Origin of the sequence: Streptomyces sp. NRRL S-1022 (genome assembly GCF_000720135.1) — a bacterium.
In the GTDB taxonomy this organism is placed as follows: domain Bacteria; phylum Actinomycetota; class Actinomycetes; order Streptomycetales; family Streptomycetaceae; genus Streptomyces.
The window spans coordinates 365,225-380,593 of sequence record NZ_JOIU01000011.1; the positions used below are offsets into that span (position 1 = coordinate 365,225).

At 74.4% G+C, this 15,369-nt stretch carries 15 protein-coding genes; 13 read left to right on the forward strand and 2 right to left on the reverse strand.

Annotated features, from left to right (window positions below):
- Nucleotides 1-10 precede the first annotated feature (10 nt).
- The 13 genes from IG05_RS0117625 (at nt 11) to IG05_RS0117685 (ending at nt 11,428) form a co-directional block, all read left to right on the forward strand.
- Nucleotides 11-286: an acyl carrier protein gene (locus tag IG05_RS0117625; protein WP_030343595.1), complete on the forward strand. Its 276-nt coding sequence runs from the start codon at nt 11-13 to the stop codon at nt 284-286.
- Nucleotides 283-1,518, forward strand: coding sequence for an acyl-CoA dehydrogenase family protein (locus IG05_RS0117630; RefSeq protein ID WP_078894294.1), 1,236 nt, complete (start codon nt 283-285; stop codon nt 1,516-1,518). The genes IG05_RS0117625 and IG05_RS0117630 overlap by 4 nt, the downstream gene beginning before the upstream one ends.
- Entirely contained in the window at nt 1,511-2,686 is a 1,176-nt protein-coding gene (locus IG05_RS0117635; RefSeq protein WP_199808330.1) for an acyl-CoA dehydrogenase family protein, read from the forward strand. The genes IG05_RS0117630 and IG05_RS0117635 overlap by 8 nt, the downstream gene beginning before the upstream one ends.
- Complete coding sequence (locus IG05_RS0117640; protein ID WP_199808331.1) at nt 2,683-3,369, forward strand: 4'-phosphopantetheinyl transferase family protein; 687 nt, start codon at nt 2,683-2,685, stop codon at nt 3,367-3,369. The genes IG05_RS0117635 and IG05_RS0117640 overlap by 4 nt, the downstream gene beginning before the upstream one ends.
- On the forward strand, nt 3,366-4,913 hold the full coding sequence (locus IG05_RS0117645; protein ID WP_030343602.1) for an AMP-binding protein: 1,548 nt from the start codon (nt 3,366-3,368) through the stop codon (nt 4,911-4,913). The genes IG05_RS0117640 and IG05_RS0117645 overlap by 4 nt, the downstream gene beginning before the upstream one ends.
- Entirely contained in the window at nt 4,910-5,470 is a 561-nt protein-coding gene (locus tag IG05_RS42360; RefSeq protein ID WP_078894296.1) for a flavin reductase family protein, read from the forward strand. Before IG05_RS0117645 ends, IG05_RS42360 begins: the two co-directional genes overlap by 4 nt.
- On the forward strand, nt 5,467-6,795 hold the full coding sequence (locus IG05_RS0117655) for an MFS transporter (RefSeq protein WP_030343606.1): 1,329 nt from the start codon (nt 5,467-5,469) through the stop codon (nt 6,793-6,795). The genes IG05_RS42360 and IG05_RS0117655 overlap by 4 nt, the downstream gene beginning before the upstream one ends.
- A complete protein-coding gene (locus IG05_RS0117660) occupies nt 6,792-7,982 on the forward strand; it encodes a glycosyltransferase (protein ID WP_030343607.1) in 1,191 nt (396 codons plus the stop codon). Before IG05_RS0117655 ends, IG05_RS0117660 begins: the two co-directional genes overlap by 4 nt.
- Before the next feature lie 134 nt (nt 7,983-8,116).
- The gene (locus tag IG05_RS0117665) at nt 8,117-8,836 is read left to right on the forward strand and encodes an HAD family hydrolase (RefSeq protein WP_051790004.1); all 720 of its coding nucleotides are present in this window, start codon (nt 8,117-8,119) and stop codon (nt 8,834-8,836) included.
- Nucleotides 8,837-9,021: 185 nt separating this feature from the next.
- Nucleotides 9,022-9,963, forward strand: a complete 942-nt coding sequence (locus IG05_RS0117670) for a LysR family transcriptional regulator (protein ID WP_030343610.1) — start codon at nt 9,022-9,024, stop codon at nt 9,961-9,963.
- 121 nt (nt 9,964-10,084) lie between these two features.
- The gene (locus tag IG05_RS0117675; protein ID WP_030343612.1) at nt 10,085-10,489 is read left to right on the forward strand and encodes a tautomerase family protein; all 405 of its coding nucleotides are present in this window, start codon (nt 10,085-10,087) and stop codon (nt 10,487-10,489) included.
- 134 nt (nt 10,490-10,623) lie between these two features.
- Nucleotides 10,624-10,926 (forward strand): hypothetical protein, encoded by a 303-nt coding sequence (locus tag IG05_RS0117680; RefSeq protein ID WP_051790006.1) that lies wholly within the window; start codon nt 10,624-10,626, stop codon nt 10,924-10,926.
- A 43-nt stretch (nt 10,927-10,969) separates the two neighbouring features.
- Entirely contained in the window at nt 10,970-11,428 is a 459-nt protein-coding gene (locus tag IG05_RS0117685) for a hypothetical protein (RefSeq protein WP_030343615.1), read from the forward strand.
- A 42-nt stretch (nt 11,429-11,470) separates the two neighbouring features.
- Here IG05_RS0117685 and IG05_RS0117690 read toward each other — a convergent pair whose 3' ends face one another.
- On the reverse strand, nt 11,471-14,641 hold the full coding sequence (locus IG05_RS0117690; protein WP_158838950.1) for a hypothetical protein: 3,171 nt from the start codon (nt 14,639-14,641) through the stop codon (nt 11,471-11,473).
- A 298-nt stretch (nt 14,642-14,939) separates the two neighbouring features.
- Entirely contained in the window at nt 14,940-15,365 is a 426-nt protein-coding gene (locus IG05_RS43755) for a hypothetical protein (protein WP_030343619.1), read from the reverse strand.
- Between the last annotated feature and the right edge of the window lie 4 nt (nt 15,366-15,369).

A 15,369-nucleotide genomic window follows, 5' to 3' on the forward strand; every position in this document is an offset into this window, starting at 1 on the left:
GGAGCACAGCATGGACCAGCGTTTCATCGACGTACTCACCCCCTACCTCAGGTTCCACAACGGCGAGCCGATCGGCCCCGAATCCGACCTGCGGGCCCTGGGCCTCGACTCCATGCAGGCCATCGAGGTGCTGTTCGCCATCGAGGACGCCTTCGGGGTGGCCCTGCCGGACGACGCGATGAACGACACGACCTTCGCGACGGCCGGGAACCTCTGGAAGGAAGTGCAGGCGGCGCTCACCGCCCAGGACAACGGCCCCGGCGAGGTCTCGGTGAGCGCCGCATGACCACCTCGCTGCTCACGGGCCCCGGCGCCGGGCCCGACGCCGAGACCGGCACGGACACCGTGTCCGCGCGCGCCCGGCGCCGGCACCGCTTCGCCGAGCCCGCCGCACGCGTCGCGGCCGTCGCCGCCGAACACGCGGCACGGGCCGACGCGGAGTCCGCCTTCCCCTCGGAGGCACTGGCCGAGCTGCGCCGCACCGGGCTGCTCGGGCTGATGGTGCCCGCCGCCCACGGCGGGCTCGGCGGCGACATCGCCGACATGGTGCAGGTGAGTACGGACCTCGGCCGCGCCGACATGTCCGTCGCCATGATCTTCGCCATGCACTGCCAGCAGGTGGCCGCGATCGTGCGGTACGCCCGCCCGGCCCTGCGCGACCGGCTGCTGCCGGAGATCGCCGCCGGCCGGCGCTACCTGGCGTCGGTGACCACCGAGGCGGCGACCGGCGGCCACCTGCTGAGCGCCCAGTCCCCGCTGGCGGCCTCGGACGGCGTGCTCGAAGTCGACCGCTTCGCCCCGATCGTCACCGGCGGTGCCCACGCCGACGGCTTCCTGATCACCATGCTCGCCCCCGACGCGGCTTCCCCGGCGCAGGTCAGCCTCGTCTACGCCGACCGCGAGGAGCTGGACGTCGCCGTGCAGGGCGACTGGCAGGCCCTGGGCATGCGTGCCAGCCACAGCCTGCCGCTGCGGCTGACGGGCCGGGTGCCCGAGGACCGGGTCATCGGCGAGGCGGGTGACTTCAGGACGGTCATGACCTCGACCTTCGCCCCGATGGCCCACCTCGGCTGGTCCGCGGCCTGGCTCGGCACCGCCGCCGGTGCCCTGTCCCGGGTGCTGCACCTGCTGCGCTCACCGGCCGGCCGGGCCCGGACGGACCTGCGGTCGGAACTGCTGCTCGGCAGGCTGTCCCAGGCCCGCCGCCGGCTGGACCAGGTGCACGCGCTGCTGACCCAGACGCGGACGACGGTCGAGCAGGCCGAGGACCTCAGTCGGCCCGCGGTGCAGTTGCAGCTGAACGCCCTGAAGATCACCGCCTCGGAGGAGTGCCGCCGGGCCGTGGACGACCTGGTCGAAGCGGTCGGTATGCGCCACGGCTACCTGAAGAACTCCCCCACGCGGCTCGAACAGGCCCTGCGGGACCTGCGCTCGGCGTCCCTGAACTACCACAACGACCGACTGCACCTGGCCGACGGCAAACTCGCCCTCCTGGACCCGGAGGTGACCTTTGCCTGAGCAGGCCGTCCTCCGCCCGCCCGGCCGGCACCACACGCGCCGCGATCCCGGGGACGACGGATTCCGTGCCGCCCTGGCCCGGGCCCTCGGCGAGGTCCCCGCCGACGGTGACGCCCGCGCGGTGTGGCGGGCCCTCGGCGACCACGGCGTGCTGCGCGGCCTGTACCGGCACGCGGACACGGGCGGCGCGACCGCCGACCCGGCCCGGCTCGGCGCGCTGCTGCACGCCGTGGACGAGCGGGCGGACAACGGTGTCACGCTGACCGTGCTCGTCCAGGCGGCCAGCGCCCTGCCGCTGCTGACCGCCGGCACCACCGACGCCTGCGCCGGGCTGCGCGAGCGGGTGCTGGACGGGCGGGTGACCCTGGCGCTGGCCGCGACCGACTCCGCCGCCCCGGGTTCCGAACTCACCGCGCTGGGCACCGAGGTGCGGTGGGACGAACGGACACTGCACCTGAACGGGGGCAAACGGTGGGTCTCCGGAGCGGGTTCGGCCGACCACTTCCTGGTGCTGGCCCGGCACCGGCCCGGACGGCACTTCACGAGCTTCACGTGGGTCCTCGTACCGGCCGCGGCCGCCGGGGTGCGGATCGAGCCCGTCGACACCGGAGGGCTGCTGGCCTCCGCTGCCCTCGGGCACGTCCGTCTCGACGACGTCCGGCTCGACGTGGACCACCTGATCGGCCGGCCGGGCCGGGCGATGGCCTCCTTCGCCCGGCACATGGCCACCGAACGGCTCGCCGGCGCCCAGTGGGCGGTGGCCCTGCTGCGGCGCACCCTGACCGCCACCCGCCGGCACCTGACGGCCCGTCCGGCCGGGGAGGGAACGCTGTGGGACAACGCCGCGATCCGGCAGGACTTCGCCGCCTGCCTGGTACGGACGGAACAGCTGCGCGCCCTGGTGGAGACGACCGTCCGGACAGCCGGCGGCACACCCGGCATGAGCGCCGCCGCGCTGCTGAAGGCGGCCGTGGGCCAGACCGCCGACGACGTCCTCGGCCGCTGCGCCCAGTTGCAGGGCGCGGACGGGATGACCGCCGGCGGCGCGCACCACGTCCGGGCGGAGGCAGCCGTCCTGGGCCTGGGCGGCGGGGCCACCGAACTGATGCTGGCACACGTCGCCGACGCGGCGGACGTGCTGCTCGACGACCTCCGGCCGGTCCCGTGACGGTACTCAGCCCCGCCCCGGACGTCTGGGTCCTCGTCGGCCCCCGGCAGCGCTGGACCGGCCTGCGACCGGCACCGGCGGACCACGCGGCGGCGGACGGGCTGCCGCCGGCGCGGGCCGCGGAACGGCTGGCCGGCCGGGCGGCCCTGCGGGAACTGCTGCGCCTCGCGCGGCCGGAACTCGCCGACGCCCCCGTCGTCACCGACCCGCGCGGCAAGCCCTGGCTGGCCGGCCACCCGGAGGCGGGCATCAGCGTCTCCCACGACGCCGGGACGGTCGCCGCGGCGCTCGCCCTGCACGGACCGGTGGGCGTGGACGTGCAGCACGCCCCCCGTTCGGCGGCCCCCGGCATGGTGCGCCGCTGCCTGGGCCGGCACGCGCCCGCCCTGGACCGGCTGCGGCCCGCACAGCGGGCCCGCGAACTGGCCTGGGTGTGGAGCGCGCAGGAAGCCTGCGTGAAGGCCGCCGGCAGCGGTCTGGCCGGCCGGCCCTGGACCATCGACGTGCCAGCCGGCCGCACCCGGGGCCGATGGCGCGAATACCGGTGGGTCAGCTTCCGCGGTCAGTCGGACACGCCTCTCAGCTGTGCGTTCTTGGACCCGGTCGCCCCCGGCACGACGCCACCCGCCCCGCTCTCCCCCGGCCCGCCGTCGGCCGGCGCCCCCCACGTACCGAAAGGATGACCGTGCACGCAACGCTGTACGACTGGTTCGAGGCGAGTGCGGCCCGCTACGGCGACCACCCCGCGCTGGAGGTGGGCGGCGACCGCCTGACCTACCGGGAACTGCGGGACCTCGCCGGGCGGATCGCCGGCTCCCTCGTCGCCGCGCAGGGCTCCGTACCCCGTACCGCCGGGCTCGCGGCGACCCGGAGTGTCCGCTGCTATGCCGCCTACCTCGCGCTGCAGCGGCTCGGCACGGCGGTCGTACCGCTCGCGCCCGCCGCGCCGCGTGAGCGCAACACCCGTATCGCCGCGGCCGCGGGCCTCGACGTCCTGCTCACCAACGACCCCTCGGTGCGGGCCGGCGACGTCCCGTCCTTCCCGCTGGACCGGGTGGGCCCCGCCGCGGGCCCGGCCGAACCGCCCCGCGGCGACCCGCACCCGTGGGACACCGCCTACGTCCTGTTCACGTCCGGCTCGACGGGGGTCCCCAAGGGCGTCCCCATCACCCACCGCAACGTGAGCGCCTACCTCGCCCACGTACTGGAGCAGTACGCCCCGCAACCGGGCAGCCGGCTGTCGCAGACGTTCGACCTCACCTTCGACCTGTCGGTGTTCGACATGTTCGCCGCCTGGGCCGGCGGCGCCACCCTGGTCGTCCCCACCCAGCAGGACCTGTTCGCGCCCGTCCGCTGGGCGGCCGACCGCCGGCTCACCCACTGGTTCTCGGTGCCGTCCCTGGTCTCCTACGCCAAGCGCATGCGCAGTCTGCGCCCCGGGGCCCTGCCCGACCTGCGCTGGAGCCTGTTCTGCGGGGAGCCGCTCACCCTCCAGCAGGCCGAGGCGTGGGCCACCGCCGCCCCCGGCAGCACCGTGGCCAACCTGTACGGGCCCACCGAACTGACCATCAGCTGCGCGGCCTACGTCCACCCGCGCGACCCGGCGGCCCGGCCGGCCACCGCCAACGGCACCGTGCCGATCGGCACCGTCCACCCCGCCCTCGAACACCTGGTGGTGGACGAGTCCGGCCGGCCGGCCACGACCGGCGAACTGCTCGTACGGGGCCCTCAGCGCTTCCCCGGTTACCTGGACCCCGCCGACGACACCGGCCGCTTCGCCTCCTTCACCGGTGACCGCGCCGTCCCCCTGGCCGCCGCGGAGCGGCCCGGCGAGGAGCACTGGTACCGCACGGGCGACCGGGTGACGCTGACCGGGGGGAACCTCGTGCACCTCGGCCGGCTGGACCAGCAGGTCAAGGTGCGCGGTTACCGGGTGGAACTCGGCGAGGTGGAAGCCGCGCTGCGCGGGCAGCCCGGGGTCCACGACGCCGTCGCGGTCACCGTGGAGGGGCCGGGCGGCGACCTCGTGATCGAAGCGGTGTGCACGGGCACCGCGTCCCCCGACGACCTCGTGCGCGCCCTGCACGCGGAACTGCCCGCCTACATGGTCCCCCGCGGCGTCACGCTCTGGGACGAGCTGCCGCTCAACGCCAACGGCAAGATCGACCGACGGGCGGTCACCTCCCGCCTCACCGCACGGCCCCACCAGGAGGCGAGCCGCCGATGACCATCCGCACCACTCACCCGGCCCCGCCCGCACCGGTCCACCCCACCGTGCGGCCGGCGCCCGGTCCCGGGCCGGCCGGCACCGGGCCCGTCGCGTCCGACGACTACCGGGACGCCATCTCGCTCCTGCCCACGGGCGTCTCGGTCGTCACGGCCGTGCGGTCGGGTGCTCCGGCCGGCTGCACGGCGAACGCCGTCATGTCGCTGTCGCTGGATCCCCCGAGCCTGCTCGTGTCCCTGACCACCGGCAGCCGTACCCTCGCCGCGGTCACGGAGGCGGGGACCTTCGCCGTCAACGTGCTGGCGTGGCCCGACCGGCACCTGGCCCAGCGCTTCGCCACCGCCGCACCGCACGAACGCTTCGAGGGCGTCACCTGGTCCCTCGCCCACGGAGCCCCCGTACTGACCCGGTCCGCCCTGACCGCGGTGTGCGAGGTCAGCGAGGCGGTTCCCCTCCTCGACCACACGATCGTGGCCGGCACCGTGACCTGGCTGCGCACCGAGGACACCGAGCCCACCGTGCTGTACCGCCACCGGCAGCACGTCCTGCGCCCATGACCGGCGCCACCGACTGCGCACCGCGCACCGGCGGCCCCCCGGCACTGCCCGTCTACCTCACGGCCGCCGCCCTGGCCCGCACGGCCGACGAGGGAGCCCGGGTCGCGCTCGTCATGCTGGCCGCACAGCGTGCCGACAGCCCGGCGCTGGGCGGCGCGCTGGTGGCCGCGCTGATGGTGCCGCACGTCGCGGCGGCGCCGGTGGCCGGGGCCCTGGCCGACTCGGTGCGACGGCGCCGCCTCTTCCACGGCGGCGGGGTCGCCCTGTACGGCATCGCGCTCGCCGCGCTCGCCGCCCTGGTGGGCAGGACCGGCGACCTCGTGGTGCTCGTGCTGGCCGCCGCCGCGGGATGCGTCGCCCCCCTGCTCACCGGTGGACTGACCAGCCTGCTCGGGGAGTTGCTGCCCAAGGACCGGCTCACCCGGGCGTTCAGCGCGGATGCCGTCTCCTACAACCTGGCCGGCATCTGCGGGCCCGCTGCCGCCGCCGCGCTGGGTACGGCGACGGGTGCCGGCCTCGCCCTGGCCGTACTGGGAGCCGGCGCGACGGCGGGCGGCCTGCTGCTGTTCTCGCTGCGGCTGCGCCCCAGGTCCGGGACGCGGGCGCGCGGGGGCCGGCCGCGGCCCGCCGACCTGCTGAGCGGGGCGGCCGTACTCGTCCGTGACCGCCCGCTCCGGTCGGTCACCTGGGCGAGCAGCGTGGGGCAGCTCGGTGTCGGGGCGCTGCCCGTCGTGAGCGTGCTGCTCGCCCGCCGGTACGACGCTCCCTGGGCGACGGGCGGCCTGATGACCGCGTTCGCCATGGGCGCCCTGGCCGGCTCACTGGGCTACGCCTACCGCCCCGTGGGTGCGGAACGGCCGGAGCGGGTGGTCCTGTGGGGCCTTCTGGGTACGGCCGTCCCCCTCGCGGCCGTGCCCTGGTCGGGCCATGTCCTGGTGGCCACGGTGCTGTTCGCCGCCGCCGGGTTCTGTACCGGCCCGCTGTTCAGCGCGCTGCTGGCCAGCCGCGAACGGTACGCGCCCGCGGCCGCCCGCACCCAGGTCTTCACTCTCGGCGCCGGGCTCAAGAGCACGTTCGCCGCGGCCGGGGCCGCCGCGGCCGGCGCGCTCAGCGGCCTGGGAGCCGCTCCGCTGGTGCTGGGCACCGCCGCCTGTCAGGTGGCCGCCGCGGCGGTGGGCCGTCTCCTGCTGACCAGCCGCCGTACCCGGGGCGACCGCCCGGCACCCGTTCCGGCCCGGAACGCTCCCTCCGGCCCCGCCGGCGCCCCGCCCGACACCGTCCCATCGGACACCCCTTCGGACTCCTCGGAGAAAGGCCACTCGTGAAGATCCTCTTCGAACCCCTCGGCGGCGCCCTCGGCATCGGAGCCATCACCCGGTGCCTCGCCATGGCCCAGGCCGCCGTCATGCGCGGCCATCGGGTGGCCTTCCTCGCCCCGGACGGCTACCCGCTGGTGGACGAACTGGCGCTCGGTCCGCGGTTCCCGGCTCCGGCGCCCGTACGGCCCCCCGAGCTGGTGGGCACCGGGGAGGCAGACGGCTTCACCGAGGCCGTCCTCATCCGGGGCATGGCCCAGCCGGACTACGCGGAGCGGGCGATCGCCGCGGAGCTGGACGCCTACCGCACGTTCGCCCCCGACATCGTGGTCACCGAGATGCAGCCCACCGTGCCCATCGCCGCGCACCTGACCGGCATACCCTTCGCGTGCACCATCTCCAGCCCCAACCTGTCCCTGTTCACCGCGACCCCGCGCTCTCCCGGCCGGCTGGAGGAGGTCGAGGCGACCTACACGAGCCTGTGCGAACGCCACGGCGTGCCCCCGGCGCCGCTGGAGGAACTGCTGCACCACCGGGCCGCCCTCAACATCGCGCCGACCGCGGAGGTCCTGGAACCGGCGCTGGGCGCGGTACCGCGCACCCGTTTCGTCGGGCCCGTGCTGCTCCCCTCCCTGGAGCTGGCGCCCGCGCCCGCCTACCCGGCCGGCAGCACGCGGGTCCTGGTCTACCTGAGCTTCGGCGCGGTCAAGCTCGCCGAGTTCCTGCCGGTGGTCGGCAAGGCCTTCCCCGGACCGGAGTTCAGTGTCGTCGTCGCCGCGCGCGAGCCGAGCGTCGCCGGACGGACGGTCCCGTTCCGGCAGGACAACATCGTCGTCGCGCCGACGCCCGGGATGACCCGCCTGCTGAGCGACACCGACCTGCTGATCACCAGGGGCGGCCAGAACGCGCTGATGGCCGCGCTGCTGGCCGGCGTACCGGTCATCGGCACGCCGGGCCGCAGCCCGGAGCCCATCTACAACCTCGGGACGCTCGAAGCGCACGGCGCGGCCCGCACGCTCCTCGACGAGCCCACCGCGGACGACCTGGTCCAGGCGGCGCAGGCCCTGCTCGACGGGAAGGCCGCTCGGCGCGCGGCCCGTCTCGGGGATCTCCTCCGCCGCCACGGCGGGGCGACGGAAGCGGTGCAGGCGCTGGAGGAGACGGTCCTCCACCGCGCGCCCGCCCCGGCCCCCTGACCCGCCCCGCTTCTCCACGCGGGAAGCGGGAACACAGGACCAGGTACACAGCCAGTACCGGACCAGACACGACACCGAGTTCGCACCCGGCCCCGGGAACCCTCCCCGGAGCCGAAGAAGGCCCAGGGAGCCCCATGTCCGCCCACGGTGACGCCGGCACAGCCGGCACGGCGAGAGCCGCCCTCTTCGACCTCGACGGCACACTGATCGACTCCGAACCCAGGAGCCGGGCACTGTGGCGACGCCTCTTCGCCGGCCACGGCATCGACTGCGGGGAGGACATGCTCGACGGCTTCAGCGGGCGGCGCAGCAGGGAGGTGATCGAGGAACACCTCGTACGGTTCGGCAGGCACGCCACGGCGGACCAGGTGAGAGAGGAGCTCACCGCGCTGAACGGCGAGCCGGACCTGCCTCCCGTCCGGCTGGTCCCCGGCGCCGACCGGCTCCTGGAGCGCCTGCGCCGAAGCGGAGTGGCGCTGGCCGTCGTCACGTCCGGTGGCCGTTCCTACGCCGACGACCACCTGACGCGGTGCGGCATCGCCGGCCACTTCACCACGGTGGTGACCGCGGAGGACGTCACCCACGGCAAACCGCACCCCGAGGGCTATCTCCTCGCCTGCCGGCGGCTGGGCGTCGCACCCGGCGAAGCGGTGGTCTTCGAGGACTCCGCAGCGGGCCTCCAGGCGGGCCGGCGCGCGGGCGCCCGCTGTATCGCCGTGGGCCGGGCCGCCAGGACGCCCGCCCTGTGCCGGCTCGCCGACCACACGGTCGAGGACCTCGCCCGGGCGCCGGTCATCGGCCCCGCCGACACCGACGCGAGGCGGCGCCACGCCGGTACCGGCGCGGCCGGGTAGCCGACGCCGGCCCGTCACGTCGGCTGGAACCCGGGCGCACCCTTCCGCGGGGCGGTGACCGGCACTCGCCCCCTCGGTCTCCTCCGGGCGCGGGGCATCGCGGCCGACGCCAAGTCACGGGTGCAGGCGGGCGGAGAGGCCGGTTACGCTGCATCCATGTTCCCCAGGCATGGCGCGGGGCGGCGGTGACCGCGCCTGGCCCCGCCGGTACGTCCGGCATCGAGTTACGGCACCTGCGGGCGTTCGCCGCGGTGGCCCGGCGCCGCTCGTTCACCCAGGCCGCCCAGGAGCTGCTGATCACGCAGCCGGCCCTGAGTCGTACCGTCGCCCAGCTGGAGGCGGCCCTGGGGGTGCGGCTGCTGGACCGCTCGTCGCGGGGCGCCGCGCTCACCGACACCGGTGCCGAGTTCCTCGTACACGCGGAGCGGACCCTGGCCGCGTTCGACGCGGCCCTTGCCGCGGCCCGTCACGAGTCGGCCCTCAGGCTCGGTTTCAGCTGGCTGCTGCCCGATCCCTGGGCCCAGCAGTCCATCGCCCGCTTCGAGCGTGACACCGGGGCGCGGCTGGAACTGGTGCGCTGCGACGACCCGCTGGTCGCCCTCGACCGGCAGGGTGTCGACGTGGCCCTGGTGCGGGGCGGCAAACCGGTCGGGGGCGCCGTCCGTACCGTGCACCTCTACGACGAGCGGCGCGTCGCCGTCCACGCCCGGGAACCGGCGGGCGGTGGACGGGAGGGCTCCCGCGGCACTCCCCCGCAGGCGGTGCCCGACGTCGTGCGCTGGCAGGACGCCCCGGAGTGGACCCTGGTCGTCAACACCGCGAGCGGCACCACCGGCCCCTGGTGCTGGCCGGACGGGGACGGCCCGCACCGGTACGTGGAGACCGCGAACTTCGACGAGTGGCTGGAATCGGTGGCCGCGGGACGCGGCCTCGGTGTGGTCCCCGATGTCGCCGAACGCCGCATCCACCACCCCGCGCTGCGTTTCCGGCCGCTGACCGGCGCACCGCCCAGCCCGGTCCGCCTCGTCTACCGCACGGAGACGGGCACCGGGTCCGCGCTGCTGCGCCGCTTCCTGGACGCGGCACTCGAAGCGGCCGTGACCTGCACTCATGCAGGTGAGGCATAGCCGCCGCCCGACCGGCATTTCCGCTTGATCCGCCGTCTGCCTACGGTCGACCGCGAGGAACGGGGGCGTCCCCCGCCCCTCCCGGCAAGCCCTGCCCGACCACCACCTGACGGAGACCGCCGTGCCCCTCGTACGCATCGACATGATCCGCGGCCGCAGCCCCGAGAACGTGCGGGCCATCACCGACGCCGTCCAGCAGTCGCTCGTCGACGTCCTCGAGATCCCCGAGCGGGACCGCTTCCAGATCGTGACCCAGCACGACCCCGACGAGCTCATCGCCCTGGACTACGGACTGGGCTTCTCCCGCACCTCCGGCACGGTCATCGTCCAGATCTTCACCCAGCGGGGCCGCAGCAGCGAGAGCAAGCAGCTCGTGTACCGCACGCTCGCCGAGCGGCTCGCCGAGGCCGGGGTCGACGGCAAGGACCTGTTCGTCAGCTACTGCGAGAACGGCCCCGAGGACTGGTCCTTCGCCGACGGACGCGCGCAGTACGTCGAGGGCGACCTCCCCGTCCCCGGACGCTGAGTCCTACGCAGAGTGAACAGGCGATACGCCTGGTCGAGGACGGGGACATGACCCGGATTTCCGCATTGTCCGCGGAGTGTGCGGGGCATGAAGCCGGGTAGGCGCGCCGTCTGGTCGGCAAGAAGGAGAAGATCATGCAGATGACCCGACGGATCGCGATCTTCGGCGCTTCCACGGTCCTCGCCGCGGGCGCCATGGCGATCGGCAGTGGTCCCGCGACGGCGGCCGCGGCCCAGGCGCCCGAGCACCACCCGGTCGTCGCCGTTCCGGGCGGCAGTCAGCACCTCACGGCCCGCGACCCCGCCGCCCGGCAGCCCACGGACCCGTGGATCGAGGACCAGCTGGCGACCTACTACCCGTCGTCCAAGCAGCGGCTCGCGGTGTTCGACCCCTGGGTCAAGGACCAGCTGGCGCTGCTCCAGCGGACGGGCCGGTAGGAGCGGACGCTTCGGACCATCCGAGGGGGGAACTCGGCCCGACATGTTCCAGAGCATCGTGCGCGGTGGCGCGGCAGGCGCCGCCGGGACAACCGTCCTGAACGCTGTGACGTACGCGGACATGGCCGTGCGGGGCAGACCGTCGAGCGAGGCACCCGCCCAGGTGGTCGACAAGATCAGCCAGGACGTGGGACATCCGGTCCCCGGGTCCGGCGACACCCGCGCCAACCGGCTCTCCGGCCTGGGCGCTCTCTCGGGCATCGCCGTCGGCTGTGGGACCGGGGCCGCCGTCTCCCTGCTACGGCGGGCGGGCGTCCGGATGCCCTGGTGGCTCGGCGGCGTCGTCACCGGCGCCCTGGCCATGGCGGCGACCGATGTGCCCATGGCGCGGCTGGGAGTGAGCGATCCGACGAGCTGGTCCGTGAAGGACTGGACATCGGACGTGCTGCCCCACCTGCTGTACGGGCTCGTGACCTACGGCATCGTGACGGCCTCCGACTGATCCGGCATGACGCGGACGAGCCGAGCGGGCTGCACCCGCCGGTCACGGTCTGCCGCTCGCGATCTCCCTGCGGTCGTCCTGGTACTCCGAGAGGAACAGCCGGCAGAAGGCGCGGGCGTCCGCCGCGCGCGCGTGGGCGGCGAGGTGTTCCACGATGCTCCAGTAGTGCTCGTACTGCACGCTGCGCAAGGACAGCGTGAACGACGAGACGTCGTCGCTCCACCGCCGGATACGGCCGATGCCCTTCACCGCGTGGAAGACGGTGAGGGCTTCAACGCCGCCCGCGGGGACGTCCTGCGCGCGGGGCGCGGGCAGACCGAACTCGGTCAGGGCGGCCAGGTAACCGTCGTACAGCTCCCGGCGCAGCGCCCAGCCCGCCTCGTCCAGCGGCACCAGCGGAAGGTCGTCGATGACCGTGACGGCTTCCTGCAGCAGCGGAAGAGTCGTAGCGGATTCCACGTCGATGAGGACGAGGCGGCCGTGTCCGGTGAGGATCCAGTTCCCGGGATGGGGGTCCTTCTTCGCCACCACGGGACTGCCCGGCGCCGCGAGGGGGCGCACCAGGGCGTGCAGCGCCTCCCGGATGCCGGGGGACGTCTCGAACTTGTCGCACGCCTTGGTCACCTGGGCGGCCCAGTCCTCGGCGTGCCGAGGGGTCGCGGTGCGCGGTGTGCCGGGGTCGTCCAGTGCGCGCCAGGCCTGGAAGGCGGCAAGGTACCGCAGGACCTCGACGAAGTGGGGAAGCGGGTCGTCTCCCCGCCCGGCGAGCCGGTCGGCCACGGTCGCTCCGAGAAGCCGGCCCCGCATGCGCCGCATGACGTAGACGGCGTCCTCGGCGTGCGGTGCTTCGAGCGGGACCAGTCCGAGGGGCTCGGGCAGGAGCCAGCCCTCGGGGGCGTGCCTGTCGGTGAGCCACTGGCGGAACCGCTGCGTCCACTCCCACTCACGGGCCGCCGCGCCGGCATCGAGCCGTTTGAGGACGATGGTCTGCTCGATCAGGCGGTGGCCGTCGTTGAGGACGAAGACACCCCGTTCTCCGGGCCGGCGCTGCCCGCCGAGCACGGACGCGGCGAACTCGCGGTTGCGCGCGGCGAGTTCGGCGGCGTGCCCCAGGAGCGCGCGCCGGTCGCCGGCGAGGAGCGGCGCGGACAGGGCGGCGGGCGGCAGGCCGGTCAGCGTGGACGGGTCGAGGATGTCGCACTGCCGGGCGAGGTCGGCGAGTTGCAGTACGGGCCAGGGCCACGCGGGGTCACAGGTGGCCGCCTGCAGGGCGAATCCCGCGCTGCGGGTGAGCTGGCTGTCGTCCAGGGTGATGCGGTGGAGGCGTTCGGCGGCAGCGGCGGCGACACTGCGGTTCTCCCGGGCGCGGTTGCCGTCGCCGTATGTGGCCTCCTTCAGTGCGATGGCCCGTTGCAGGTCCTCGGCGTCACGGTGCCTCGTGCCGCGCCGGTAGTAGGCGTCTCCCAGGTGGCCGGTGATCGCGGTCCGGTCCCGTTCCGGCCGCAGGCTCGGCACGTCCGCGCCGACGGCCTCCGGCGTCAGCGGTTCCGTCGGCGTCAGCGATTCCTCCAGCGTCAGCGACTTCTCCAGGTTCTCGATCGCCGTTTCGAGCAGGTGTTCCGTGGGGGTGAAGGAATAGGAGCGCAGCGCCGCCTCGCCCAGCCGGCTGTGGATGATGACGGGATCGAAGTCCGGGCGTACGACGGAAGCGGGACGCCGGGCCTGGACCAGGGCCCTCTCCAGCCAGTCGACCGCTTCGCGCAGCAGCCCTGCCGCCTCCTCGCCGTCGGCCTCGTCGCCGCCGGCCAGGATCTTCGCCAGCGCCAGCGCGCAGGCTCCGGCATCGGCGTAGGCATCGGCGCTCGCGGGGTCGTTCAGCGCTTCGAAGCTGGTCCGGTACAGGACCAGAGCGCGTTCGAGGGTGGCGGGGGCCGTGTCGTCGTCGGCCCGGGCGAGCAGGCGGGCCATGAGGGCGGCGTGCCCGGCCACGTGACGACGGCCGGGCGGCGACAGCTCCGGGTGAGCGACGTCGATCTCGATCCGGTCGAGCGCGCTCTCCAGCAGCCGGCGTGACCGGTCGGCACCCTCGGCGGCGACCACGCTCCTGCAGGCGCGGGAGAGGGCCGCGCCTGGAATCGGCTCATCCGACGGCAGCCGGACGAGCTCATCGGCCAGTCGGCGCAGTTCGTCGGTGGCCTTGGCCTCCACGGCACGGTCCACGGCTTCGTCGAGTTCCCGGACGCGTATCTTCGCGGTGAGGCGGTCCGCCGCGGGCAGGGTGTCCAGCATCCCGCGGGCACGTGCGAGGTCGGCAGCCGCTCCGGCGCCGTCGCGGCGCCTCATCAGGACCCGGGACCGGTCCAGCAGGGCGGCGGCGACGACGAGGCGGCTCATGTGGCCGGTGGATTCGGGGGCGAGCAGGTCGGCGAGCGCGGCCTGGAGCCGTTCCGTGCTGCGGCGGCCGTCGGTGTCGACGTCGAACCGGTAGAGCTGATGCCTCACGTGCCCGCGCCTGGCCAGGAGGTACCCGGTGTGGGTTCCCTCGGTGTCGGCGGGCCCGGCAGTCGCCAACGCCTTGGAGTAGGCCCATTCGGCGTCGCGCAGCAGCCGGATTCCTTCGCCGGGCCCGGTGTTGCGCAACCGGACCATGCCGAGTCCGGCCAGGACGTCCGCGCGCGTGGCCAGCAGCCTGCGGGAGGTCGGCGGACGCCTGAGTGCCTGCAGGACGGTCCACGCCTTCTCCAGGTGGGCCGGAGCGCGCTCGGCGCGGAACAGCCGGAGATGGATCTCGGCCCGGTAGGCGAAGTGTTCCTCGGTCCTGTCCCGCTGTTCCGCGAACGCCGAGTGGCCCTCGGCCCGCCGCAGCAGGGCGACGGCGCCGGGGTCGGTCTCGTCGAGTTCCCTGGCGAGCAGGACGAGTGCGACGGCGAGCTGGCCGTTGCAGGCGCAGCGCCTTTCGAGCGGCGTACGCTGCCCGTTCCGGTCGGCCCGCTCCAGGGCGTCGACGGCCTCGTTCAGCAGGAACCGGGCCGGCTCTCTGTGGCCGTTCATGTAGAGCGTCTGTCCGAGGTGGAAGCACCGGCTGCCGAACTGGAGGGTGACCTCGCGCAGGGTGCCGGTCAGATGCAGGTTCTCGTCCCGCAGGGCTCCTTCGAGACCGGGCCGCCCCGTGGAGAAGTGCTCCCGGAACATGTGCAGCAACGGAATCCACACGGCCTCACGGGTTTCCCTGCCGCGATGCTCCTTGGTGGCTTTCCAGGCTCGCACGAGCGCGTCGGCGGACGGAGCCGCGGACACGGCGTCCAGCCTGACGGGGCGCACGCATTTGCGCATGGCCGACGACAAGTCTCCCGGGAGCGGGACGCCGTGCGTACGCAAGGTCGCCACGTAGGCGTCGAGGGGGGATGCCTGGGATGCCCGGCGTGCCGGCCGGTGGCTGTCCGTCACCCGCCCATCGTGGCAGCCGAGTTGAGGAGCGGGCAAACGATGTGGACGGGGTGGCGGGAAGGTGCTAACGGGACACTTCGGCGCGGGCCGAGTCGACGAAGCGGCTCACGGCCGCGCGCGTGCCGTCGGAGCACTCCTTCATGAGGGCCAGGCTCCCCGCCTTCTTGATGGAGGAGACCTTCTCCCGTGCCGCCACCGCCGCTTGTCTGATGTCCTCGTCCCCGGCCAGGAGGAGCACCCGGTAGTACGCGGTCCACATGGTGCTGCGGGCCGTGTACACCGGAGCGGAGTCGTGGGTGACCCCGTTGTGGTCGGCGAACCAGCGGTCCATGAGTTCCCTGCGCAGCTCCATGACCGCCTCCGCGAAGGCGACGTAGGCCGAGATGCGCTCCTCGTGCAGGCGTGCCAGTGAGGCATTGCGCCGCTGCAGGAAGTGGGTGAGGAAAGCTCCTACCGCGGTGCCCAGCAGAGCCGCCCCGATTCCGGTCACAGCG